17 protein-coding genes are annotated in these 22,575 nt (G+C 69.7%); 7 read left to right on the top strand and 10 right to left on the bottom strand.

Features of this window, described 5'->3' with window-relative positions; all coding sequences use genetic code 11:
* The first annotated feature begins 279 nt into the window (after positions 1 to 279).
* Entirely contained in the window at positions 280 to 1,332 is a 1,053-nt protein-coding gene (locus FHR84_RS00495) for a YihY/virulence factor BrkB family protein (RefSeq protein WP_179533438.1), read from the top strand.
* 21 nt (positions 1,333 to 1,353) lie between these two features.
* On the opposite strand, the gene FHR84_RS00490 is transcribed toward FHR84_RS00495, so the two are convergent.
* Together FHR84_RS00490 and FHR84_RS00485 are read right to left on the bottom strand one after the other, a co-directional pair.
* A complete protein-coding gene (locus FHR84_RS00490; RefSeq protein ID WP_179533437.1) occupies positions 1,354 to 1,602 on the bottom strand; it encodes a DUF3039 domain-containing protein in 249 nt (82 codons plus the stop codon).
* Between the two features lie 63 nt (positions 1,603 to 1,665).
* Positions 1,666 to 2,013: a DUF3099 domain-containing protein gene (locus FHR84_RS00485; RefSeq protein ID WP_179533436.1), complete on the bottom strand. Its 348-nt coding sequence runs from the start codon at positions 2,011 to 2,013 to the stop codon at positions 1,666 to 1,668.
* A gap of 227 nt (positions 2,014 to 2,240) precedes the next feature.
* Between FHR84_RS00485 and FHR84_RS00480 the strand changes: the two genes are divergently transcribed.
* From FHR84_RS00480 to FHR84_RS00470, 3 genes are all read left to right on the top strand, one after another.
* Positions 2,241 to 3,758, top strand: coding sequence for a DUF7782 domain-containing protein (locus FHR84_RS00480; RefSeq protein ID WP_179533435.1), 1,518 nt, complete (start codon positions 2,241 to 2,243; stop codon positions 3,756 to 3,758).
* Positions 3,755 to 4,180 (top strand): D-aminoacyl-tRNA deacylase, encoded by a 426-nt coding sequence (gene dtd, locus FHR84_RS00475; RefSeq protein WP_179533434.1) that lies wholly within the window; start codon positions 3,755 to 3,757, stop codon positions 4,178 to 4,180. Before FHR84_RS00480 ends, dtd begins: the two co-directional genes overlap by 4 nt.
* A gap of 955 nt (positions 4,181 to 5,135) precedes the next feature.
* Positions 5,136 to 6,107: a sigma-70 family RNA polymerase sigma factor gene (locus FHR84_RS00470; RefSeq protein ID WP_179533433.1), complete on the top strand. Its 972-nt coding sequence runs from the start codon at positions 5,136 to 5,138 to the stop codon at positions 6,105 to 6,107.
* Positions 6,108 to 6,248: 141 nt separating this feature from the next.
* Here FHR84_RS00470 and FHR84_RS00465 read toward each other — a convergent pair whose 3' ends face one another.
* The 5 genes from FHR84_RS00465 to FHR84_RS00445 all read right to left on the bottom strand — a co-directional run bounded on the left by FHR84_RS00465 (position 6,249) and on the right by FHR84_RS00445 (position 12,774).
* Positions 6,249 to 6,980, bottom strand: a complete 732-nt coding sequence (locus tag FHR84_RS00465) for a tyrosine-protein phosphatase (protein WP_179533432.1) — start codon at positions 6,978 to 6,980, stop codon at positions 6,249 to 6,251.
* A gap of 179 nt (positions 6,981 to 7,159) precedes the next feature.
* The gene (locus FHR84_RS00460) at positions 7,160 to 7,651 is read right to left on the bottom strand and encodes a hypothetical protein (RefSeq protein WP_246300079.1); all 492 of its coding nucleotides are present in this window, start codon (positions 7,649 to 7,651) and stop codon (positions 7,160 to 7,162) included.
* 145 nt (positions 7,652 to 7,796) lie between these two features.
* On the bottom strand, positions 7,797 to 10,484 hold the full coding sequence (locus FHR84_RS00455) for a bifunctional acetate--CoA ligase family protein/GNAT family N-acetyltransferase (RefSeq protein ID WP_179533431.1): 2,688 nt from the start codon (positions 10,482 to 10,484) through the stop codon (positions 7,797 to 7,799).
* Between the two features lie 123 nt (positions 10,485 to 10,607).
* A complete protein-coding gene (locus FHR84_RS00450) occupies positions 10,608 to 11,783 on the bottom strand; it encodes an acetoin utilization protein AcuC (protein ID WP_179533430.1) in 1,176 nt (391 codons plus the stop codon).
* Between the two features lie 139 nt (positions 11,784 to 11,922).
* On the bottom strand, positions 11,923 to 12,774 hold the full coding sequence (locus FHR84_RS00445) for a sulfurtransferase (protein ID WP_179534345.1): 852 nt from the start codon (positions 12,772 to 12,774) through the stop codon (positions 11,923 to 11,925).
* 178 nt (positions 12,775 to 12,952) lie between these two features.
* On the opposite strand from FHR84_RS00445, the gene FHR84_RS00440 reads away from it, so the two are divergent.
* From FHR84_RS00440 to galE, 3 genes are all read left to right on the top strand, one after another.
* On the top strand, positions 12,953 to 13,648 hold the full coding sequence (locus FHR84_RS00440; protein ID WP_179533429.1) for an iron-dependent transcriptional repressor DtxR: 696 nt from the start codon (positions 12,953 to 12,955) through the stop codon (positions 13,646 to 13,648).
* Positions 13,645 to 14,832 carry a galactokinase gene (gene galK / locus FHR84_RS00435; RefSeq protein WP_179533428.1) on the top strand — a complete coding sequence of 396 codons (1,188 nt, stop codon included), beginning with the start codon at positions 13,645 to 13,647 and terminating at the stop codon, positions 14,830 to 14,832. The genes FHR84_RS00440 and galK overlap by 4 nt, the downstream gene beginning before the upstream one ends.
* Positions 14,833 to 15,038: 206 nt before the next feature.
* Positions 15,039 to 15,998 (top strand): UDP-glucose 4-epimerase GalE, encoded by a 960-nt coding sequence (galE, locus tag FHR84_RS00430; RefSeq protein ID WP_179533427.1) that lies wholly within the window; start codon positions 15,039 to 15,041, stop codon positions 15,996 to 15,998.
* A 154-nt stretch (positions 15,999 to 16,152) separates the two neighbouring features.
* Here the strand turns inward: galE and FHR84_RS00425 are convergent, their stop codons facing one another.
* The 3 genes from FHR84_RS00425 to FHR84_RS00415 all read right to left on the bottom strand — a co-directional run bounded on the left by FHR84_RS00425 (position 16,153) and on the right by FHR84_RS00415 (position 22,554).
* Positions 16,153 to 17,250: a DUF4192 domain-containing protein gene (locus FHR84_RS00425; protein ID WP_179533426.1), complete on the bottom strand. Its 1,098-nt coding sequence runs from the start codon at positions 17,248 to 17,250 to the stop codon at positions 16,153 to 16,155.
* A gap of 219 nt (positions 17,251 to 17,469) precedes the next feature.
* On the bottom strand, positions 17,470 to 19,260 hold the full coding sequence (locus tag FHR84_RS00420) for a Xaa-Pro dipeptidyl-peptidase (protein ID WP_179533425.1): 1,791 nt from the start codon (positions 19,258 to 19,260) through the stop codon (positions 17,470 to 17,472).
* A gap of 468 nt (positions 19,261 to 19,728) precedes the next feature.
* On the bottom strand, positions 19,729 to 22,554 hold the full coding sequence (locus tag FHR84_RS00415; protein WP_179534344.1) for a vitamin B12-dependent ribonucleotide reductase: 2,826 nt from the start codon (positions 22,552 to 22,554) through the stop codon (positions 19,729 to 19,731).
* Positions 22,555 to 22,575 lie beyond the last annotated feature (21 nt).

Genomic DNA, 22,575 nt, shown 5'->3' with positions numbered 1-22,575 from the left:
CACTCCGCGGGAGTCCGGTCACGACCGGACACGCCCGTGCTACGGGTCACCGTGGAAACCGGTGAATCCGCCTTCGCGCGAACAACCCCTCACCCGGGCGAACGGGTGCCGTGCCGGACGGCCGCGCCCCGGCCGGGTGGTGTCCGCGCGTCGCCGCGGCCCGGGGAAGCCTACCGTCCCCACCCCCGCCAGCGCGCCCTCCGGGGAGGTCCGCCAGGAGAATGAGAGTCCGCGACGGAAAACGCCGAGATCACGATCGCCGAACACTTTGGAAGTGGGATGGGTTCAGCGAGTCCGCACGAGGAGAGCCGGACGGTTTCGGGGCCGAACACCGCCGGAACCGTTCGACGCGGACCGCTGCGTCTCGTGACGCGCACGTTGCGCAAGTCGTGGGACGACGACATCTTCTCCGAAGCGGCGGCGGCGGCCTTCTGGCAGGCCCTGTCGCTGCCGCCCCTGCTGCTCGGACTGCTGAGCAGCCTGGGGTTCATCGGAGGGTGGCTGGGCCCCGAAGTCGTCGAGACCATGCAGCGCAGAATCGTGGACTTCGGCGGGACGATCTTCAGCACCGGCGTCGTCGACCAGATCATCCGCCCCACCGTCGGCGACATACTGACCAGCGGGCGTACGCGAATCGCCTCGGTGGCCTTCCTCCTGTCGCTGTGGGCCGGTTCCTCGGCGCTGGCCTCGCTGATCGAGTCGATCACTCTCGCCTACGACCAGTACATGGTCCGCAACGCGATCTGGCAGCGCGTGCTCGCGCTGCTGCTGTACTTGATCAGCCTGGTGCTGGCCGTGCTGGTGCTGCCCCTGACCGCGATGGGCCCCCGCTGGCTGCTCACGGTGTTGCCCCCGTGGTTGCGCGAGGACGTGGCCACGCTGATCCGGCTGCTCTACTTCCCGGTGACGGGAATCCTGCTGGTGCTGGGGCTGGCGACGTTGTACAAGCTGGCGCTTCCGCGCAAACTCCCCTGGCACCGGGGGCTTCCCGGGGCGCTGCTGGCGATGCTGGTGTTCCTGTGCTCCAGCTCCGGTCTCCGGATCTACATCACCTGGGTCACCTCGACCGGCTACACCTACGGGGCCCTGGCCACGCCGATCGCCTTCCTGCTGTTCGCCTTCTTCATCGGATTCGCGATCGTGGGGGGTGCCCAGTTCAACAACGCCATCCAGCAGATGTGGCCGGCCGGAATGACCAGGCGGGAACGCAGGCGGTGGCGTCGGCTGGAGATGCGGCGCGCCGCCCAGCGCTTGCGCACCGAGCAGGGGTATCAGGCCTGGCGCGGCAAACGCGCGCGGCGCGACGGCGTTCCGGGGGCGGAACCCGAGTGATCGGAGGAGCTCAGTCCGGGCTCACTCGTCGTCACCACCCGGAGGCAGCCCCTCGAAGATCTCCTTGCACTCGGGGCACACCGGAGAGCCCGGCTTCGCGGACTTCGTCACGGGAAACACCTCACCGCAGAGCGCCACCACGTGGCTGCCCATCACGGCGCTCTCGGCGATCTTGTCCTTCTGCACGTAGTGAAAGACCTCGGGCCGGTCGTCGCTGGTCTGCTCGGTGGTTTCCGGGTTGGTCTCGGTTTCGGGAAGAGTAGTGGTCATAACCCCATGATGCCGCACCGCGGACGCGGGTGTCCCCTCGGTCGTCGCCCCTGCCGGTGCGACTCACGGGCTGTCGACGACCCGGTGCTGCGGATCGTCGATCTCACGCGTGTCGGGTTCCCCCTGGAAACGACTGACGTGCTCGCTCTTGCGCGGCGGCCGGTCGTTGGCCACGAGCACCGCTATCCAGGGCAACGGAATGGACACCGCCACGATGATCAGCGAGAGCCACCAGACCGGGTAGACCATCACGGCCGCTATCAGGCAAGGGATGCGCAAGGACATCATCAATGCGTACTTCTTGCGCCGCGCCGCTTGCTGATCGTCGTACGACGGCTCGGCCTCGGTGATAAGCACCGGGGTGTCGTCACCACGCTGGAAGCCACTCACGACACCACCTCCGACTTCCATCGTCCCACTTCCGCCCCCGGCGATGCAGGACCCCCGAAGGGGTTTCCGCGCGCAGAGCTCGGAACCGGGGGGCGGCGGATCGGGCGGAGTCCTCCGCCGCCCTGGCCGGGTACCCGGAAACCGGGGAGCTGACCCAGGTCTCCGGGAGCGGGCCGGAAGGCGTGCCGGGGAACACGGACAGCGGGTCGCGTCGACCGGAGGTGTGCGGGGCGTGTGAGGATCGCGGCGTGACTCTCGAACTCTCACACGACCGCATCGACCTCCTGCGCGAGGCCCTGCTCGCGGCGAACTACACGGCCGACGGCGTGCTGGAACTGCTGGGCCCGGAGGCCCACGCGGCACTGGGAAGGGGGGAACCCGAGCCCGCGTTCCGCGCCACGGCCGAGGCCGGAACGCTGGGAACCCTGATACGCGTGTTCCTGCTCGGTGAGCCCGTCGACACGGACTCGGCCGGGCGGGCTCTGGCCCCGCTGCCGCTGTCCGAAGCCGCGGCGGCGGGCATCGCCCTCGTGGAAGGGGATTCGGTCCGGGCGGGGCTGGACATCCGTCCCCACGCCGCCGCTGCCGATTCGTGGTGGGTCGTCTCCGACCTGGACGCCGAGACGCGCTCCCCCTCGGATCCGGTCACGGAGGAGCACGTTCTCGGGGTGGGGCAGGCTTCGATGAGCCTGGTGCAGGCGACGCCCAAAAGTTCCGTGGGGTCCGTGCTGGACCTCGGAACCGGCTGCGGAGTGCAGGCGCTGCACGCGGGCGCCCGTGCCGAACGGGTCACGGCAACGGACGTCTCGGAACGGGCTCGCGCCCTCGCCGCGGCGACCTTCCGCCTGAACCGCGTGGACGTGGAACTGCGCGGTGGTGACTGGTTCGACCCGGTGGCCGGAAGCCGTTTCGACCAGGTCGTGTGCAACCCCCCGTTCGTCGTCGGCCCGGCACGGACCGATTTCGTCTACCGCGATTCGGGACTGCCCGGGGACGAAGCCAGCGCTCTCGTGGTGCGCAGGACCCCGGAACTGCTCAACGGGGGCGGGACCGGGCACCTGCTCGCCTCCTGGCTGCACCGCGAGAACGAGGACTGGCGGGATCGGGTCGCCTCCTGGATCGACGCCCCGGATGTGGACGCCTGGTTCGTGCAGCGCGATATCGCCGAACCGGAGCTGTACGTGGGCACCTGGTTGCGGGACGCGGGCATCGACCCGCGTTCGGAGCTCGGCAGGCGCAAGTCGGCGGAGTGGCTGGACTGGTTCGCGGACAACGACGTGATCGGCGTCGGCTTCGGTTTCGTCACCCTGCGCCGCACTCACGGGGAACGCGGGCAGACGGTCTGCGAGGACCTGCGGCAGACCTTCGACGCCCCGCTCGGCGAGGAGGTCGACGGCTGGCTGCGCCGCCTCGACTGGTTGCGCGCCCGTCCCTCGGCGGATGACCTGCTCGGAAGCAGGCTGGTCACCGCGCCCACTCTGGTGCTGGAACAGGTCAGTTCCCACGGTTCGGAGGGCTGGGCCGAGTTCGTGCACCGGCTGCACCGCACCGACGGTCCGGGATGGCAGCACGAGGTGGACGAGCTCGGTGTCCGGCTGATCGCGGGCTGCCAGGGCGCCCTCCCGGTCGACGAGCTGCTCGAGCTGCTGGCCGCCGCGTACGGGGCCGATTCGGCGGAGCTCACGCGCTCCGCCGAACCGGTGCTGCGCGAGCTGATCCAGCACGGCATGTTGCTGCCGGCGGAATGGCAGGAGTCGCGGGAATGAGAGCGGTCGTAACCCGAGTGCTGCGGGCCTCGGTACGGGTGGACGGCGCGGTGGTCGGCGCCGTGGACGAACCCGGCCTGCTCGTGCTGGTCGGCGTCACCCACTCGGACACCACCGAACAGGCCGGGGTCATGGCGCGCAAGCTGCACGAGCTGCGTGCGCTGCGTGACGAGCAGTCGTGTGCCACGGCGGACGCGCCGTTGCTGGTCGTCAGCCAGTTCACCCTCTACGGCAGCACCAGGAAGGGGCGCAGGCCCTCGTGGAGCGCCGCCGCCCCTCCCGAACACGCCGAACCCCTGGTCGAGTCCGTGGTCGACCGGCTGCGGGAACGCGGAGCGCGGGTGAGCACGGGGAGTTTCGGAGCCGCGATGGAAGTGGACAGCACCAACGACGGCCCGTTCACCCTGCTCGTCGAAACGTGACGAGCTTCCGCTCCGGTGCGGCGGATCCCCCGCCCGGCTCCGGCCCCGTTCCGGAACGGGGCCGGAGCCGGAGCCGGGAAAACAGCCACTTCACCGCCGAACCGACCCTCCGCCCCCGGAATAGTTCCGAACGTATTTCCGTTGCACTCCCCGAGTTCTCCGGAAAACCGACCATCCGGGAGGCGGTATCCCCGAAAAAGGCAGGACCCGTTTCCATCCGACGTCCGGACACTTCGACGAGCACCGCACCCGGACCTTTTCGGAACAATTTTCCCGTTTCGAGCCGGTGCCCACCACCACGGAGGTCACCTGAGGCACGAGCCCGATCCCGCGCACGGGAGCGGCCGGACTCCGCCGGAGCCGGACGGCCCGCACGATCACTTCCGACCTCCCGCCCCGGAGCACCCGGGAACGGTGGCCCGGCAACGGGGACTCAGCGAATTCTCAGGTTATGGGCACAACGGGTGTGACGACGCTGACGTCCTTCGTTCGACGAATCCGGGAACGATTTCGACGACTCACGCGTTTTCCGGGTAGCCAACTCAACACGGCATCGGCAGCCGCCGGTCATCAGCCGTCGGCCACCGGTCGGCCGCGGCCGACTTTCCGGCGATCACGACACCATCACGCCCGGTGCGGATCGACCGGGAGCGGACGGCAACCAACGACGAGACATGCGACAGGCCACGGAACGAACGCTTCGCAAGATCCCGACCAGACGACCACCCCGATCGGATGACCCGGCCGGTCCGGCCGCACAGCCGACCCGACCGAACCGACAGCTTCGACCAAAACGCGAAATCGAACCAACACAACCACCGGCACCACCGGTCACCGGTGTTACCGACGAGGTACGACCTCTCCCCTCCACACCGAGCGTACCCGTCCTTCGAGCGGCGCAGTGTCGCGCCGGTGCACCGGCACCCGACAACCAGCCCGTCAGGGAGGTAGCTCTATGACCGTCCCGCAGACCGTCGCCCCGGATGTCACCAACGAGGCTGACCTCGACAACCAGGGCCCTTCGGCCGACCTGGTGCGGGTCTACCTGAACGGTATCGGTCGCACGGCACTGCTCAGCGCACAGGACGAGGTGAATCTCGCCAAGCGCATCGAGGCGGGCGTGTTCGCCAAGCACCTGCTGGACACCTCCGAGGACCTGAGCAGGCAGCGCCGCGCCGACCTCAAGACCGTCGTCCGCGACGGCAGCGACGCCAAGAACCACCTCATGGAAGCCAACCTGCGGTTGGTGGTCAGCCTCGCCAAGCGCTACACGGGCAGGGGAATGCCGCTGCTGGATCTCATCCAGGAGGGCAACCTCGGCCTGATCCGCGCGGTGGAGAAGTTCGACTACACCAAGGGCTACAAGTTCTCCACCTACGCCACCTGGTGGATCCGCCAGGCCATCACCCGCGGCATGGCCGACCAGAGCCGGACCATCAGGCTCCCGGTCCACCTGGTGGAGCAGGTCAACAAGCTCGCCAGGATCAAGCGTGACCTGCACCAGAAGCTCGGCAGGGAAGCCACGGAAGAGGAGATCGCCTCGGAAGCGGACATGACCGTGGAGAAGGTCGTCGATCTGATGGACCACTCCAAGGACCCGGTGAGCCTGGACATGCCCGTCGGCTCCGAGGAGGACGCCCCTCTCGGGGACTTCATCGAGGACTCCGAGGGCGCCGACGCGGAGAACGCCGTCATCTCCGGTTTCCTCCAGGACGATCTGCGCCGTGTGCTGGACACGCTGGAAGGACGTGAGCAGCAGGTCATCCGCATGCGCTACGGCCTCGACGACGGCCAACCGCGCACGCTGGACCAGATCGGCAAGGCCTTCGGCCTGTCCAGGGAACGCGTCCGGCAGATCGAGCGCGAGGTGATGTCCAAGCTCCGCCAGGGTGACCGCGCGAACAAGCTGCGCTCCTACGCGAGCTGAGGCGGCCAGGGGCGCGTTCGACACCTCCCGCACGTCGGCGCGCCCGCACCGCCCGTGTCGGTGACCCGCCGAGCGGGTTCGGCGCGACACGCCGAACCCCCGGGGACCGAGCACCGATGCTCGCCGAACGGCGAGCATCGGTCAGACGGCCGGTTCGAGGAAACGACGCCTCCAGCGGTCCAGCTCCTCGACCGTGGCCCCCTGCTCCAGCAACCATCCGGCCGCGCCTCCCTCCGCGGAGTCCACGAGTTCCAGCGCGTGTTCGATGGCCTCCCCCGGCGCGGATATGAGGTCGTTCACATCGGCTTCGTCCACTCCCGGAGGCAGCGCGGGAGCTATCCGCAACCGCTGCAGCACGCGGTACATGTTGTGGTCGGTGCGCACGTAGTCCGAGACGATCGCGTCGTGCCGCACCCCCGCGGCACGCAACAACAACGCGCAGGCGACGCCGGTCCGGTCCTTTCCCGCGGCACAGTGGATCAGCACCGGCCCGTCCGCCTCCACCGTGGTGCGGAACACCTCGAGCAGTCGCTTCGGGGCGTACCGCACCATGTAGGCGTACAGCTCATCCAGGGTCAGCCACGGGTCCTCCCCCGAATCACCGCGCAGCCCTTCCAGGACCGGAACCCGGTGCACCGTGCTCGCCGAGTCCAAGGGGTGCACGACATCGGACTCGGCGTCGGTGTCCCGCAGGTCGATCACCACCGACGGTGGCCACTGCTCGGCCCCGTCCGGCGGACCGTCCCCGACGTACGGGGCGTCCCCCCTGTAGAGCACCCCGGATCGCGTGGTCACCCCGTTGTCCGCGGGAAGCCCTCCCAGGTCCCGGAAGTTGACCAGTCCGTCCGGACTGCCGTGGATCTGTTCGCTCATGTGAACGTGCCCTTTCGCCGTCGGCCTCGCACCCGCGCACAGGATCGCAGCTTTGGCAGCGGGCTTGAAGGGAATCTCCCGTTTTCGATCCCGCTCAGCGCTGCTCCCCCGGGCACAGGATGCCTCCCGCAGGAACGGTTCCTGCGGGAGAGCACGGATCACACGACCGTCACCGCCGTTCAGCCGCCGGAGACGGTGGTCTCCCGCTGGGTGAGCACGACCTGGCGGCTACCGAGCTCCTCGTCCAGCGGAGCGGTCACCGGCGGGTAGCGCAGATCCATCGTGCAGGGCCCGGCGTCCTTCGGCGTCTCCTCGACGAGCTCGAGCCCGATCCGTTCCGGGGTCTGCTCGGTCACACGCGCGTGCACGCTGCCACAACCGCCTTCCTGGCCGGTCGCGACGAGCACGGCGCCCTCGCGCTGAGTCCAGACCTCCTTCGGATAGCCGTCGGGAAGCTGCGAGGCGTCCACCTGTTCCGCGGGCACCCGGGTGCGCTTCTCCTTCGGCACGGGCTTGATGTTTCCGTCGGTCGACTGCTCTTCCCCGGACCGGTCGTCCTCCGCGGCCGAAGGCGGTTGGCCACCGAATCCGACATCGGGCTGTTCCTCGGCGCAGGCCGTCAGTGCGAACAGCACCATGCCCGCGCCCAGGAGAGTCTTCAGGCGTCTCATACCTCATGGACGAGGGCACGTTGACGTGGGGTTGCGTGCATTCTTCGTGTTGGCGACATTTCGACAACCGCTCGGGATCGAGCTCCCGGACACGGCGGGGCCGCACCGCGCGGGGCCGCACCGCGCCGCCGCGACGGCCCCGAACTCATCTCAGCCTCCGCGGCCCCGAGTCGGGGGAGTCCGGAGTGCGTCCCAGCCCGAGCGCCGCTCCGGCGACGTGGGCCCCCGAAGGAGTCGCGAGCACCGGTTCCAGCACCAGTTCCCGCACTTCGGGCAGGTCCTCGGCCAGGCTGGCCACCCGCAGCACCAGGTCCTCCATCGCCGCCATGTCCGCGGGCGGGGCACCGCGGTAGCCGGTGAGCATCGGAGCCGCGCGCGGCTCCCGGATCAGGGCGGACACGTCGGTGTCGGTCAGCGGAACCGCGCGGTACGCGCGATCCCCGAGCAGATCGTTCGCCAGACCTGCCAGTCCGAAGGACACGAGCGTGCCGAACGAGGGGTCGTCCATGAGGCGGATGACGCACGAGGTCCCCTTCGGGGCCATCCGCTGCACGTACACCTCACCGCTGCCCGCGAGTTCGCACAGATCCGAGTAGGCCGTCCGGACCACGTCGACGGTCCCCAGGTCGAGCCGCACCCCGGCCAGGTCCGTGCGGTGGCGCAGTTGCCCGCTCGCGGACTTCAGCACCACGGGAAAACCGACCTCCTCCGCGGCCGTCACGGCGGACTCGACGTCCGCGACGAACCGGAAGGGCGACACCCCGATCCCGTAGCACTCCAGCAACCGCACCGTGTCGGCGTCGGACAACCGCTCCACGCCCCGCTCGATCCACTGCTCGACCAGTTCACGGGCGTGCTCGGAATCCACTCCCTCCGGCCGGACGAACTCGCCCTGCGGTGCGGCACGCCAGTTCGCGTACCGCACGGACCTGCCCAGTGCCAGTACCGCTCGCTCCGGCGTCGGGTAGGAGGGGATCGAGCCGTACCCGGGAGTTCCGTCCTGCCCGGGAACCGCGAGTTCGTCCGGTACCCCCTCGGCGGCCAGAAACGTGCTCACCACCGGTTTGCTGTGCGACGTGTCCGCCTCGTGCAGGGCTTCCCGCAGCTGACGTGCGTAGGAGGCCCCCGGAACGGCCACCGGGGGTGCGAACACGGTTACCAGCGCGTCGACCTCCTCGTTCTCCGCGGCGGAGCGGACGGCCGCGGCGAACTCCTCCGGGCCTGCGGAGGCTCCCACGTCGACGGGGTCGAGCACCGGGCGCAACCCCTGTTCCAGAGCCGCGTCGGCGGCCAGCATCCCCAGGGCGCTCGAATTGCCGACTATCGCCACGCGATCCCCTCCGGGAAGCGGCTGGTGCGCCAGCAGCAACGCCACGTCGAACATCTGCGCCACGGATTCGACCCGGATGACACCGGCCTGGTCGAACAGCGCCTGCACGCTGGTCTCGTCGATCCGCACCGAAGTGGCCGCCAGTCCGGCCCGTACCGCGTTGCGCCCCGATTTGACGGCCACGATCGGTTTGCTGCGTCCGAGTCTGCGGGCGAGCCTGGCGAACTTGCGCGGGTTGCCGAAGGACTCCAGGTACAGCAGCACCACGTCGGTGGTCGGGTCGGTCTGCCAGTACTGCAGCAGGTCGTTGCCGGAGACGTCGGCCCGGTTCCCCGCCGAGACGAAGGTGGACAGCCCCAGGCCGCGTTCGGTGGCGGCGGCGAGGATCGCGACCCCCAGCGCTCCGGACTGGCAGAAGAACCCGGTCCGCCCCCTGCCCGGCAGCTGCGGAGCCAGACTGGCGTTCAACCGCTGCGCCGGATCGGTGTTGACCACTCCGAGCGCGTTCGGCCCCACCACGCGCATACCGTGCACCCGGGCCTCGTGCACCATCCGGCGCTCCGTCTCACGTCCGCTCGGCCCCGCTTCGCTGAAACCGGAGCTGACGATCAGCAGCGCCTTCACGCCCTTGGCCAAGCAGGCGTCCAGGGCTTCGGCCATACCGCCTGCCGGTATGGCCACCACGGCCAGGTCGATGTCGTCGGGGATGTCCAGCACCGAGGAGTAGGAGCGCACCCCGCGGACGGCCCTGTGCTCCGGGTTGACCGGATAGATCGGCGCGGCGGAGTCGGCGCCCAACAGGTTCGCCAGCACGGTGTGCCCGATCTTGCCGGGATCCGTGGAAGCACCGATCACCGCGACCGAGCGCGGATGCAGCAGGTTGTGCACACTGCGGGCCTCGGCGGCCTGTTCACGCGCCCTGGACACGGCCAACGACTCCTCGGTGGGGTCGAGCGGGAACTCCAGGTGGACGAGCCCTTCCTCCATGGCTCGTTTAACCTGGTAACCGGCGTCGCGGAACACGTGGACCATCTGGGAGTTCTCCGCCAGCACCTCGGCGACGAACTTCCCCAGCCCGCACTCCCTGGCCGCGGCGGCGAGGTGTTCGAGCAGGATGGAGCCGAGCCCTCTGCCCTGGTGGCCGTCCTGCACCACGAAGGCGACTTCGGCCGATTCCTGCTCGGTGAGCCGGTCGAACCTGCCCACCGCGACGATGTTCTCGCCCAGCAGGGCCACGAGGGCCACCCGGTTGACGTAGTCGACGTGGCTGAAGCGCTCCACATCGCGTTGCGGCATCCGGGGGTACGGGGAGAAGTAGCGGTAGTAGCGGGTGCGATCGCTGAGCCTGCCGTGGAACGCGACGAGCTGGTCGGCGTCCTCCGGGACGATCGGCCGCAGATGAACCGTTCCGCCGTCGGAGAGGACCACATCGGCCTCCCAGTGCCGCGGATAGGCACTCCCCTCCGCCTCTTCTCGTTCCCCGAACTCGGAAGAACCGCCCATAACGGACCTCTCAGCGCCTGTTCGCCGAACCTGCTCGGTGTCTCCGGGAAAGCACTCCCCCGTCAACCACCGGGGAACCACCGGTTCCCGCCCCCGGACACTTCACCGCCCGTCGCCCCGGACTCAATCACGGCCGTCGGCGGGATCCAAGCCGTGCAACGGGAAGACGGCGTGTCGGGTGTCCCTGATCGCCGCGTCGACCGACAGCTCGGTCACACCGTCCCACGGAGTGAACCCCGGATCGACTTCGTCGGTCATCGTGGTCGGCAGCGCCACGTCCGAGGCCAGCGTGGTGGCGTAGGCGGTCCACTCGGCGGGCACGATCCGAGCGGGATCGACGTCCCTGTCCAGCAGTGTGGCGAGCAGATGGGTCCACGCCCTCGGAACCACGCGGTGCAACGCGTACCCACCCCCTCCGAGCGCCAACCACTTCCCGCCCGCGTGGCGGTCGGCGAGATCCCGCAGCGCGCCGTACACGGCCCGCTGCCCGTCCACCGACATCGCCAGATCGGCCAGCGGGTCCTCCCGGTGCGGATCCGCCCCGCACTGGGTGACCAGCACCTGGGGCGCGAAGGACTCCAGCATCGAGGGCACCACCGCCCACAGGGCACGTAACCAGCCCGCGTCGTCCGTACCGGGCGGCAGCGCCACGTTCACCGAAGTGCCCTGCGCGTTCTCCGCACCCACCTCGTTCGGGAAACCGGTGCCCGGCCACAGGGTGAACGGATGCTGGTGCAGCGAGATCGTCATCACGCGGGGGTCGTCGTAGAAAGCGGTCTGCACCCCGTCCCCGTGGTGCACGTCGACGTCCACGTAGGCGATCCGGTCGACCCCGTTGGCCAGCAGCCACGCCACGGCCACGGCGCAGTCGTTGTACACGCAGAACCCGGCCGCGTTGTCCGCCATCGCGTGGTGCAGCCCGCCGGAGAGGTTGACGGCCCGGTTCGCGCGTCCCGATGCGATCCGTTCGGCCGCCGCGATCGAACCGCCCGCCACGAGCGACGCGGACTCGTGCATCCGGTCGAAGACGGGGTTGTCGGCCGTTCCCAACCCGTGCCCCACGCCCTCCGCGGCCGTGGGGGCCGTGCGCACGGCCTCCACGTAGTCACGGGTGTGGATCCGCGCGAGGTCCTCGTCGGTCGCCGGGTCGGGAGCCGACGGTTCGATGCCGTCCAGCACACCCAGTGAGCGCGCCAACCTCATGGTCAGGTCCAGGCGGACGGGATGCAGCGGATGGTTTCCGCCCAGGTCGTACGCGAGCAGTGACTCGTCCCAGATAACGGCGCACTCGTTGCCCATGGGGCGAAGCTACCCTTGAAGAGGCGAACGCCACAGCCCTCAGGCACGTTCGGCGGCTCGGTTTGCTCAGCGGGTCACTTGGCGGAACCTCTCACGGGCTCTCGCTCCGGCGAGGCCCGACATCGGGGAGCAGCCTCCATCAACCCGCTTCGGGGCCGACGGCCGCCGCGCGTCGCGGATCCCCGGCCCACTCCGACCACGAACCGGGGTAGAGCACGGCGGGCTCGTCCGGGGAGCACAACCCGGCCTGTTCGAGCGCGAGGACCACGGAACAGGCATTGACCCCGGATCCGCAGTAGGCACCCACCTCACCCGCCTCCGAAACACCGAGTCCGGCGAAACGTTGCGCCAGCTCCTCCGGAGCCCGCCACCGACCGTTCGGCGCGACGTGCTCAGCCGCGGGAGCGTTGACGGCGCCGGGGATGTGCCCGGCCCGGGGGTCCACGGGCTCGCGCTCGCCGCGATAGCGCTCGCCCGCACGCGCGTCCAGCAGCACCCCGGTGCGCGCCAGTCGCGCTGCGGCATCCGCATCGGCGGTGGGCATGCCGCCGGGTTCGACCACGAAGTCACCCGGCTCGGGCCGCGGAACCCGTGTCGTGGTCGGGCCTCCCTCCTCGACCCAGGCCGCGAAACCGCCGTCCAGCACGAACACGCGTCCGTGTCCGGCCCAGCGCAGCAGCCACCAGCCACGCGCGGCGACCGAACCGTCCCCCGAGTCGTGGACGACCACCGGCCGTTCGGAGCCCACCCCGGCGTCCCGGAAGGCGCGCTGCAGTTCCCCCGCGTCCGGCAGGGGGTGCCGTCCACCTGGCCCCGGCGGAGCGGCCAGTTCGGTGTCCAGGTCCACGAAGACCGCCCCCGGAAGGTGCGCTCGGTCGTACTCCTGGCGCCCCGGTGGCCCCATCAGGTTCCAACGGACGTCCAACAGCGTGGGAGCCGGTTCCTCCTCCCACGTCGAACGCAGCTCGGACGGGCTGATCAGCGGAGTCATCATCGCCTCCGGTCGGTCGAGGTCGGAGCTCACATCCTCTCAGGGAATGAGCCGGATCGGCCGTCCCGTTGTTCCGGTACGGCCGTCGAACGGGCGGTCCCCTGGAGACGTCGACCGGGCGGCCTTCGACGTCGCCCGTTCCGGCTAGCATTGGTGCCGGACCGAATGGGGAGCTGGCGTGAACGATCTCATCGATACCACCGAGATGTACCTCAAGACCATCTACGAGCTTGAGGAAGAAGGACTCGTGCCGCTCAGGGCCCGCATCGCGGAGCGGCTGGAGCAGAGCGGGCCGACCGTCAGTCAAACGGTGGCTCGCATGGAGCGGGACGGCCTGCTGGCCGTCGCCGAGGACCGGCACCTGGAACTGACCAAGTCCGGTCGCGCCCGCGCGATCGGAGTCATGCGCAAGCACCGCCTGGCCGAACGGCTTCTCGTCGACGTCATCGGACTCGAGTGGGAGCACGTGCACAGCGAGGCGTGCCGTTGGGAACACGTGATGAGCGAAGCGGTGGAGCACAAGCTCATCAACCTGCTCGGCGGCCCGGGCACCTCGCCCTACGGCAATCCCATCCCCGGACTCGACGACCTCGGGGTCGGGGAGGCCGCACCGGCCGTGGACAGCGAGTTGCAGCGTGTGGACGAGATCGCACGCAACGGCGGTGGTCGTGCTCTCGTGTGCCGGATAGCCGAGCACGTGCAGCTGGACCCCGAGCTGATGAACGCGCTGAAGACCGCCGGGGTGGTCCCGGACGAGAACATCGAGATCGTTTCCGTGGTGGGCGGCAACAAGCCCATCGACGTCCACGGTGTCTCGGGGACCACGCAACTTCCCCCGTCCATCGCGCACGCGGTACTGGTCAGGCCGCGATGAGCGAGGCGGCGGAACGGGCCACGGCGACGTTCGTGGCGGAACACGGGGCGGAACCGGACTCGGTCTGGTCGGCTCCGGGCCGGGTCAACCTCATAGGCGAGCACACCGACTACAACGACGGGTACGTCTTCCCGTTCGCGCTGCCGCACCGCACCGCCGTGGCCGCGCGACGGCGCACGGACGGGAAGCTGTCCGTGACCAGCCTGGACTCGGACGGTTCCCCCCAGCGGGGCGGCACCGTGCCGATCGACGAGCTCACCCCCGGTGCTCTCACGGGCTGGGCGGGCTATCCGGCCGGGGTCACCTGGGTGCTGCGGAAGGCCGGTATCCAGCTGCCCGGCGCCGATCTGGTCATCGCGGGGGACGTCCCGACCGGGGCGGGGCTTTCCTCCTCGGCGGCCCTGGAATGTGCCACCGCCCTCGTACTGCTGGACACGGCGGACCGGCCCGCCGACGGCCCGGAAGGCCCCGAACTCGCCGAGATAGCGCACTGGACGTGCCGGGCCGAGAACGACTTCGTCGGGGCACCGACCGGTCTGCTCGACCAGACCGCCTCGTTGCGCTGCCGTGCCGCGCACGCGCTGTTCTTCGACGTCCGCTCGGGGGAGACCGAGCAGGTTCCCTTCGACGCCGCGGGCAGCGGGCTGGAGATCCTGGTGATCGACACCCGGGTGAATCACTCGCACAGCGAATCCGGCTACGGAGATCGCAGGAACGGTTGCGAAGAGGCCACCGCGCTGCTCGGCGTCCCCGCGCTGCGCGACATCACCGCGGCCGAGCTGGACGGTGCGCTGAACGGGCTTCCGGAACGGCTGCGCCCGTTGGTGCGGCACGTGGTCACCGAGAACGGCAGGGTGCTCGAAACGCTGGATCGGCTGCGGAACGGAGCGTTGACCGAGGTGGGGGAACTGCTGACCGCCTCGCACGCGAGTCTGCGCGACGACTACCGGGTTTCCTGCCCCGAGCTCGACCTCGCGGTCGAGACCGCCCTGGACGCGGGCGCTCTCGGAGCACGGATGACCGGGGGCGGTTTCGGCGGGTCCGCGATAGCTCTGGTCCCCTCCCGGGAACGGGAGCACACCGAACGGGCGATAACCGAGGCCTTCGAGCGGAACGGTTCGGCGGCACCGCGGCTGTTCACCGCCGTGCCTTCGACCGGGGCCGCGCGGGAACCGCGGTCGTGAACCCGTCCGTGGGTGGTCGGCGGAGGCCGATCCGTCCGCGGAGCGCTGCCGGGCCGCGCTGGGCCGGAAGCGTCCCGGTGGTTCACAGCCGCGCGGTGTACGTTGGGGGCGATCTTTTCCGTTCGGTTGCGCCCCGGCTTCCGCGAGAACGCTGTGCCCGGGCGTTTCCGTGAGCGACCGACGAGCATGCCGAAGGGGAGAACGCGGTGAAGCTGCTGGTTACCGGCGGGGCGGGTTATGTGGGCAGTGTCTGCGCGGCCCGGCTCGACGAGGCCGGACACGAGGTGGTCGTCCTCGACGATCTGTCCACCGGGCACGCCGACGCCGTGCCGAGCGGTTGCCGGTTGGTAACCGGTGACGTGGCGGAACGGGCCGCCGAGGTGCTGGCCGAGGGCTTCGACGGTGTGCTGCATTTCGCGGCCAAGTCGCTCGTGGCCGAGTCGATGAGTGACCCCGCCCTGTACTGGCACGGCAACGTGGTCACCACCCTGCGGCTGCTCGACGCCATGCGCGAGCGGGGCGTCCCCCGGCTGGTGTTCTCCTCGACAGCGGCCGTGTACGGCCAGCCGGACTCCGTCCCCATCCCGGAGGACGCACCGACCGGACCGACCAACACGTACGGGGCCACCAAGCTGGCGATCGACCAGGCCATCGGCTCCTACGCGAGCGCCTACGGAATCGCGGCCACCAGCCTGCGCTACTTCAACGTCGCCGGTGCGCACGACGGTTTCGGGGAGCGGCACACCGTGGAGACGCACCTCATCCCGATCGTGCTCGAGGTCGCCAGGGGGCTGCGCGATCGCGTGCACATCGCCGGGGAGGACTGGCCCACCCCCGACGGAACCTGCGTGCGGGACTACATCCACGTCCGCGACCTCGCCCAGGCTCATCTCCTCGCGTTGGAGAAGGCCGTGCCGGGTGAACACCGGATCTACAACCTGGGCAACGGGACCGGGTTCTCGGTGAAACAGGTGGTCGACGCGTGCCGTTCCGTGACGGGAAGGGACATCCCGGCGGAGACGGCCGAACGTCGTCCGGGCGACCCCGCCACGCTGGTGGCCTCCAGTGAGCGGGCCCAGCGCGAACTGGGCTGGTCCCCGCAACGCCGGGAGATCGAGGACATCGTGCGCGACGCGTGGAAGTTCGTGCTCGACCGGGCCCAATAGGACCTCGTCGCCCCGCTTCGCGCGGCGGTGCTGATGGCGGCACCTCCGGCCTGCGCTCACCGCGGTTCCCGGCCGGGGGTGGTGCCGCTCGGCGGTCCGGGTCGTTCCGGCCTCCGTCTTCCCGGCGAGTGCCCGCGCGTGCCCGTTCCGCCGGTCAACACTCCTCCTGCTCGATCATCGCCTGCGCGTCGGCGACCGTGTCCCGCACTATCACCGACAGCGCGCTCGGACCGATTCCGGTGTCCAACGCCCTGCGCAGCAGCTCGCCGAGGCGGTGCGCGGGGCGTGTCCGCTCCACCCGTTCCAGTGCGACGCCGGCCAGCGCCCCGTCCCCGCGCAGGTAGGCGGAGAAGGCCAGCAGCACTGCCGCATCGGCGACCTCGGGCTCCGGTGCCTTGCGCACCAGGGTGAGCCAGAGCCGCTCGGCGGCACGTGCCTCGGTACTCAACGCGCTTCCCATGGCCAGGTCCCGCACCCGGTAGTCGGACAGCGCGACGAGAACCCGCAGCAGGTCGTCCTCCGTCAACGCCTCCTCGCGCGCCGTACGGCGGATCGCCGCGAACACCGTCTCGACATCGGTGGTGCACATGTCGGCCGCACCGCGGTGCGGCTCCGCGTCGTCCTGCAGCAGGTTCAACCGCGCGGACCAGCGGGCCGGTGTCTCCGCGGACTCGGGAGCCACCGACTCGGCCAGTTCCGCTCTGCTGGGGAAGGTCACCGTGCCGGAGACGGCCAGGGCGGCTGCCAGCGGGGACGCCTTCGGATCGGGCGTTTTTCCGCTGCGCCCGTCGGTGTAGCAGTACCACGGGAACCCCTTGCCGATCTCCGGTGTCCAGAGCGCCTGGGCGAGGGACAGGTCCGCCTCGTACAGGACGTCGTGGAAGAACCCGATCAGTTCGCTGTGGGGCGGTGCGGGAATCCCGCCGTCCGGGGTGTCCGGTGCCCCGGACGGCGGAACCGCGCGTTCGGTGCTCCCGGACAGGAGTCCGCCGACCACGGCAAGCAGCACGCCGGCCGGTTCGTCGCGTGCGATCGGTCCCCGCACCAGTTCGGTGGCCAGTTCGGCACGTCTGCCCTCTGCCGGCAGGTCCACCCGCGCGGTGAACCCCAGTCGCGTCGCCGCCGGTGCCCCGTGCAGCGTCGTGACGATCAGCGACTCCTCCGGGTAGAACCCGAGCAGATGCGGGATGGCGGCCACGAACTCGGCCGGATCGGAGAGATGTACGGTTTGTTGCTTCGCCGAAGAACTCATACTTCCCGCATCGGCGGAAGGCACCGGAGACGAGAGCCGCGGTTCGCGAAGCTGTGGACGCCTCCGGGCGGTGTGGACGGGCACCGGCCCTCCGCGACTCGCCGAGGGCGCGGAACACGAGAAGCGGCCCGGCGGAGGTGCTCACTCCGCCGGGCCGCTCCCGCGTGGAAAAGGTGCTCGGAAGGTTCCCGGGCTCACGCCGGCCGAGCAGTCGAAGGCCTACTGGAACACCCCCCGCCCCGCGACCGCGGGCACGACCAGGCTGCTCTCCGACAGGTCGAGACTCAGCCCGGTTCCGGGCGCGGGCCGCAACGTGTACTCGTGATCGCTGGACAACACGACCATCCCGAGCCGATGCCCCCTTTCGAGCACGTAGTCGTCCGGCATCATCTCCACGTTCACCCGGTACCGCTGCCCCGGCTCGACCGGAGTGCTGCGTTCGACGGACCTCCTGTTCTGCGGATCGGCCCATCCCCGCGTGATCGGCTCGACCGAACCGTCCGGAGCACGGTCGACCAGCATCGCGGTCACGTTGGCCGCGGGCCGGTCGAAGGACAGGGCCAGCTCCGCCCGCGCGGTACCGCTGATCCGCACGGGGCGGGGCACGCCGCGGGTGAAGTAGGCCAGCCGGTGCGGTGAACGCCGGGCGCCGGCCAGTTCCCCGGCCGGCACGCTCGCGTCGTCGCGCAGTGTCTCCACCTCATCCCCGGAAGCGTGCCCGCGCGGGCTCAGCCCTCCCCTGGCGTCGCCGCCCGGGGTCGGGGTCAGCGAAACCTCCCGTGCCGCGGGGGCGGGCCACTCCCACTCCCGGTGCCAGCTGCCGTCGGCTCGCTGGATCGTCGCCCTGGGTTCGTAGGTCACCCCGTTGGACGCGCCGTGCAGGTAGTGCGTGAACCAGCGGTTCAACGTGCGCAGCCACTCCTGCTTCCTGATCCCGATCGGATCGCGGTGTCCCCGCTGGTGCCACCAGATCCGGTGCTGCACGCCCTGCTCGCGCAGCGCGCGGTACCACTGGGCCGCCTGCCTCGTCTTGACGTTCCAGTCGTTCAGGCCGTGCACCGACAGCACCGACGCCTCGATCCGGTCCACATCGTCGAGGTAGTTGCGCTCGTCCCAGAACTCGTTGTAGTCGCCGGTCAACCGGTCCTGCCCGGAGCGGAGACGTTCCGTCGCCGCCGCGCAGTCGCGGTCGTTGGTGTGCACGTACTTCGCCAGCACGTCTGCGTCCTCGCCCTGGTACCCGCCCGGCGCCACGACGGCCCCGTCCGAGCGGTAGTAGTCGTACCAACTGGATATCGCCCCGATGGGCACGATCGTCTCGAGGCCATCGACCCCCGTGGTGGCCACCGCGTTCGGCAGTGTCCCGTTGTAGGAGACACCCATCATCGCGACCTTGCCCGTGGACCAGTCCGCCCGGACCGGTTCGCCGTTCGCGTCGTGGCCCGGGGCCCGGCCGTTCAGCCAGTCCACGACCGACTTGGCACCCAGGGTCTCGTTCCGCCCTCCCGAGGTCGGGCAACCGTCCGACGCCCCGCTGCCCAACGACTCGGCGTAGACGACGGCGTACCCCCGCTCCAGCAGGAAACGCTGGTATTCCCAGTCGATCGCGGCGTTGGACGACCGCGGAGAAGCCTCCGCGGTTCCGGCCGACCGGGCCGCGGCCCGGTCCGGCACGTACAGTTCCCGGTCCACGTCGTGGTTCGAGACGGGATTGCCACCCGCGGAGTAGGGGCTGGCCCGGTAGACGACGGGCACGCGCATCCCCCGTTCGGTCCCCTTCGGACGGACCACCTGGACGTGCACCCTGTCGTCCCGGCCGTCGTCGTCACTGTCCACGTTCGCCGTCACGAACAGGTCCTGCCGCACCGCTTTCGACGCATCGAACACCGGCTGGGCGGCACCGTTCTCGATGACGGGGGCGGACGGTTCGGGTTCGGCGTCCGCCGTGGGAACACCGAGCAGCGGTAGGACGACCACCGCGGAGAGAAGAGCGGTTCGCGCTCGCCACATGCGAACTCCCCATCAGGTTTCCAAGGACGATCAGCAGCTTGCCAGCCACATCGGCGATGTCAATCACGCAGCGCGGCGTTTTCCAGCCAATCCGCGCCGCGCAGTGATCGTCTGCAAAGGACAGTCCGGGAGGGCGGGTCCGTACGGACGGGGCCGGAAAGCTCCCCGGACGCGGGCACTGCCTTCTGGGACGGGACGAGAACGGCGCTCCCCGGCGCGGCGACGGAGCGGGAACCTGCCGCGGGACGGACCCGGGGCTGAGGGCGGAGAGCTGACGGCGCGGTACGACGCCCGGTGGGCCGGCGTCGCGCTCGACGCACACAACGGGCCCTCCGCCGGGAGCCGGAGGCGGCGCCCCGCGAACGCCTCCGGAACGAGCGAAGGGGAGCCGGCCGTCGTGGCCGACTCCCCTGTCGAGCCCGAGCCGGGAGAACCCGCTCTCGGAGCTCACCGTGCTCGGTCGATCGCTCAGCTGCAGCCCGAGGTGGCTCCGCAGCCCTCACAGAGGTAGCACGCCCCGGAGGGCCGCATCTTGGTACCGCAGGTCATGCACAGCGGGGCGTCGGCGGCCTTGCCCAGCTTCAGCTCCAGCAGCTCGGTCGAGCTCCCCGCGTCCGAGTCGTCGCTCGGGTTCTGCACCACGGGCTTGGGCTGCTCGGCGTACTCCACCGAACCACGCATCGAGTCCAGCTGGTTCTGCTCCTGCCCCGCCTCGGCACCGTTGGTCTGCTCGGTGCGCTCGGCGGCGGTGAAGATGCCCAGCTGGGCCCGCTTCTCGTAGGACAGGTGATCCAGCGCGAGCCTGCGGAACAGGTAGTCCAGCACGCTGCTGGCCATGCGCACGTCCGGATCGTCGGTCATACCGGCGGGCTCGAACCGGACGTTCTGGAACTTGGAGACGTAGAACTCCAGCGGGATCCCGTACTGCAGACCGACCGAGATGGACATCGCGAACGCGTCCATCACACCGGCGAGCGTGGACCCCTGCTTGCCGAGCTTGATGAAGATCTCGCCGAGACCGTCGTCCGGGTAGGAACCCGCGTGGAGGTACCCCTCGGCGCCGCCGACCGTGAACGAGATCGTCTGGCTCGGGCGCTTCTTGGGCAGGCGCTTGCGCACCGGGCGGTACTCGATCTCCTTCTCGACCTGCTTCTCGCCCTTCTCCTTGCCCCCGCTGCCCGCGGACAGCGGCTGACCGACCTTGCAGTTGTCCCGGTAGATGGCCAGTGCCTTGAGGCCGAGTCGCCAGCCCTCGAAGTAGATCTCCTGGACGTCCTCGACCGTGGCGTGCTCGGGCATGTTCACGGTCTTGGAGATAGACCCGGACAGGAACGGCTGCACCGCGGCCATCATGCGGACGTGCCCCATCGGGGCGATGGAGCGCTCACCCATCGCGCAGTCGAACACCTCGTAGTGCTCCGGCCGCAGCCCCGGCGCGTCCACCACGTGACCGTGCTCGGCGATGTACTCGATGATGGCCTCGGCCTGCTCGTCCGGGTAGCCCAGCGCGCGCAGCGCGCGCGGGACCGTCCGGTTGACGATCTGCATCGAGCCGCCACCGACCAGCTTCTTGAACTTGACCAGGGCCAGGTCCGGTTCCACACCGGTCGTGTCGCAGTCCATCATCAGGCCGATGGTTCCGGTCGGAGCCAGCACGGAGGCCTGCGCGTTGCGCCAGCCGTTCCGCGCGCCGGTCTCCAGCCCCTCCTGCCACACCTGGGTGGCCAGGTCGTGCACGTGGACGTCGTTGTGGTGGTAGGTCCGCACCAGATCGTTGGCGGCCGCGTGCTTGCGCATCACACGCTGGTGGGACTCGGCGTTGCGCGCGTAACCCGCGTACGGCCCCACCGCACCGGCGAGTTCGGCGGAACGCTTGTAGGCGGCCCCCGTCATCAGCGAGGTGACAGAGGCGGCGAGCGCCCGACCGCCGTCGGAGTCGTAGGCGTGACCGGTGGCCATCAGCAGCGCGCCGAGGTTGGCGTACCCGATTCCGAGCTGGCGGAAGTCCCGCGTGGTCCGCGCGATCGACTCCGTGGGGAAGTCCGCGAAGCAGATCGAGATGTCCATCGCGGTGATCACGATCTCGACGGCGCTCTTGAACAGCTCCGCGTCGAAGGTGAGGTCCTCGCGCAGGAACTTCATCAGGTTCAGCGAGGCGAGGTTGCAGCTGGAGTTGTCCAGGTGCAGGTACTCCGAGCAGGGGTTCGAAGCGCTGATCCTGCCGGACTCCGGGCTGGTGTGCCAGTCGTTGATGGTGTCGTCGTACTGGATGCCCGGATCCGCGCACTCCCAGGCGGACTTGGCCATCTTGTTGAACAGGTCCCTGGAGCGGAGCGTGTCCGTCACCGACCCGTCGGTGCGTGCCCGCAGCCCGAACTGGCCGTCGCTCTCGACGGCGCGCATGAACTCGTCGCTGACCCGCACCGAGTTGTTCGCGTTCTGGTACTGCACGGAGACCATGTCGGAACCGCCGAGGTCCACGTCGAAGCCCGCGTCGCGCAGGGCGCGGATCTTGTGCTCCTCCCTGGACTTGGTCTCGATGAACTCCTCGACGTCCGGGTGGTCGACGTCGAGCACGACCATCTTGGCGGCGCGCCTGGTGGCCCCGCCGGACTTGATGGTGCCCGCCGAGGCGTCGGCGCCGCGCATGAACGAAACCGGCCCGGACGCGGTTCCCCCGGAGGACAGCAGTTCCTTGGAGGAGCGGATGCGGGAGAGGTTCAGCCCCGCTCCGGAGCCTCCCTTGAAGATCAGCCCCTCCTCCTTGTACCAGTCGAGGATCGACTCCATCGTGTCGTCGACCGACAGGATGAAGCAGGCCGAGACCTGCTGCTTGGAGCTGGTCCCCACGTTGAACCACACCGGCGAGTTGAAGCTGAACACCTGGTGCAGCAGCATGTAGGTCAACTCGTGCTCGAAGATCTCGGCGTCGGTCTCGGAGGCGAAGTAGCCGTGTTCGAGACCGCTGTGCACGTAGGTCTTGACCACGCGGTCGATGAGCTGCCGCAGGCTGCTCTCGCGTTCCGGCGTGCCGAGTGCGCCACGGAAGTACTTGCTCGTGACGATGTTGGCCGCGTTCAGCGACCAGAAGTCCGGGAACTCGACGTCGCGCTGCTCGAAGTTGACCGAACCGTCGCGCCAGTTGGTCATCACGACATCACGGCGCTCCCAGGTCACCTCGTCGTAGGGGTGCACTCCCTCGGTCGTGTAAACACGCTCGACCCGGATTCCCGCCGTGCGGGTTCCTGCCTCCGACTCCCCTGCGGAGGCCGGACTACCGACGGTCTCTGTCATGGCGTGGGTCTCTCCCTCGTC

It is taken from the genome of Actinopolyspora biskrensis (assembly GCF_013408175.1).
Lineage (GTDB): Bacteria > Actinomycetota > Actinomycetes > Mycobacteriales > Pseudonocardiaceae > Actinopolyspora > Actinopolyspora biskrensis.
Note: the sequence above shows the minus strand (reverse complement) of the source record. Positions and strands in the feature narration are given on the sequence as shown.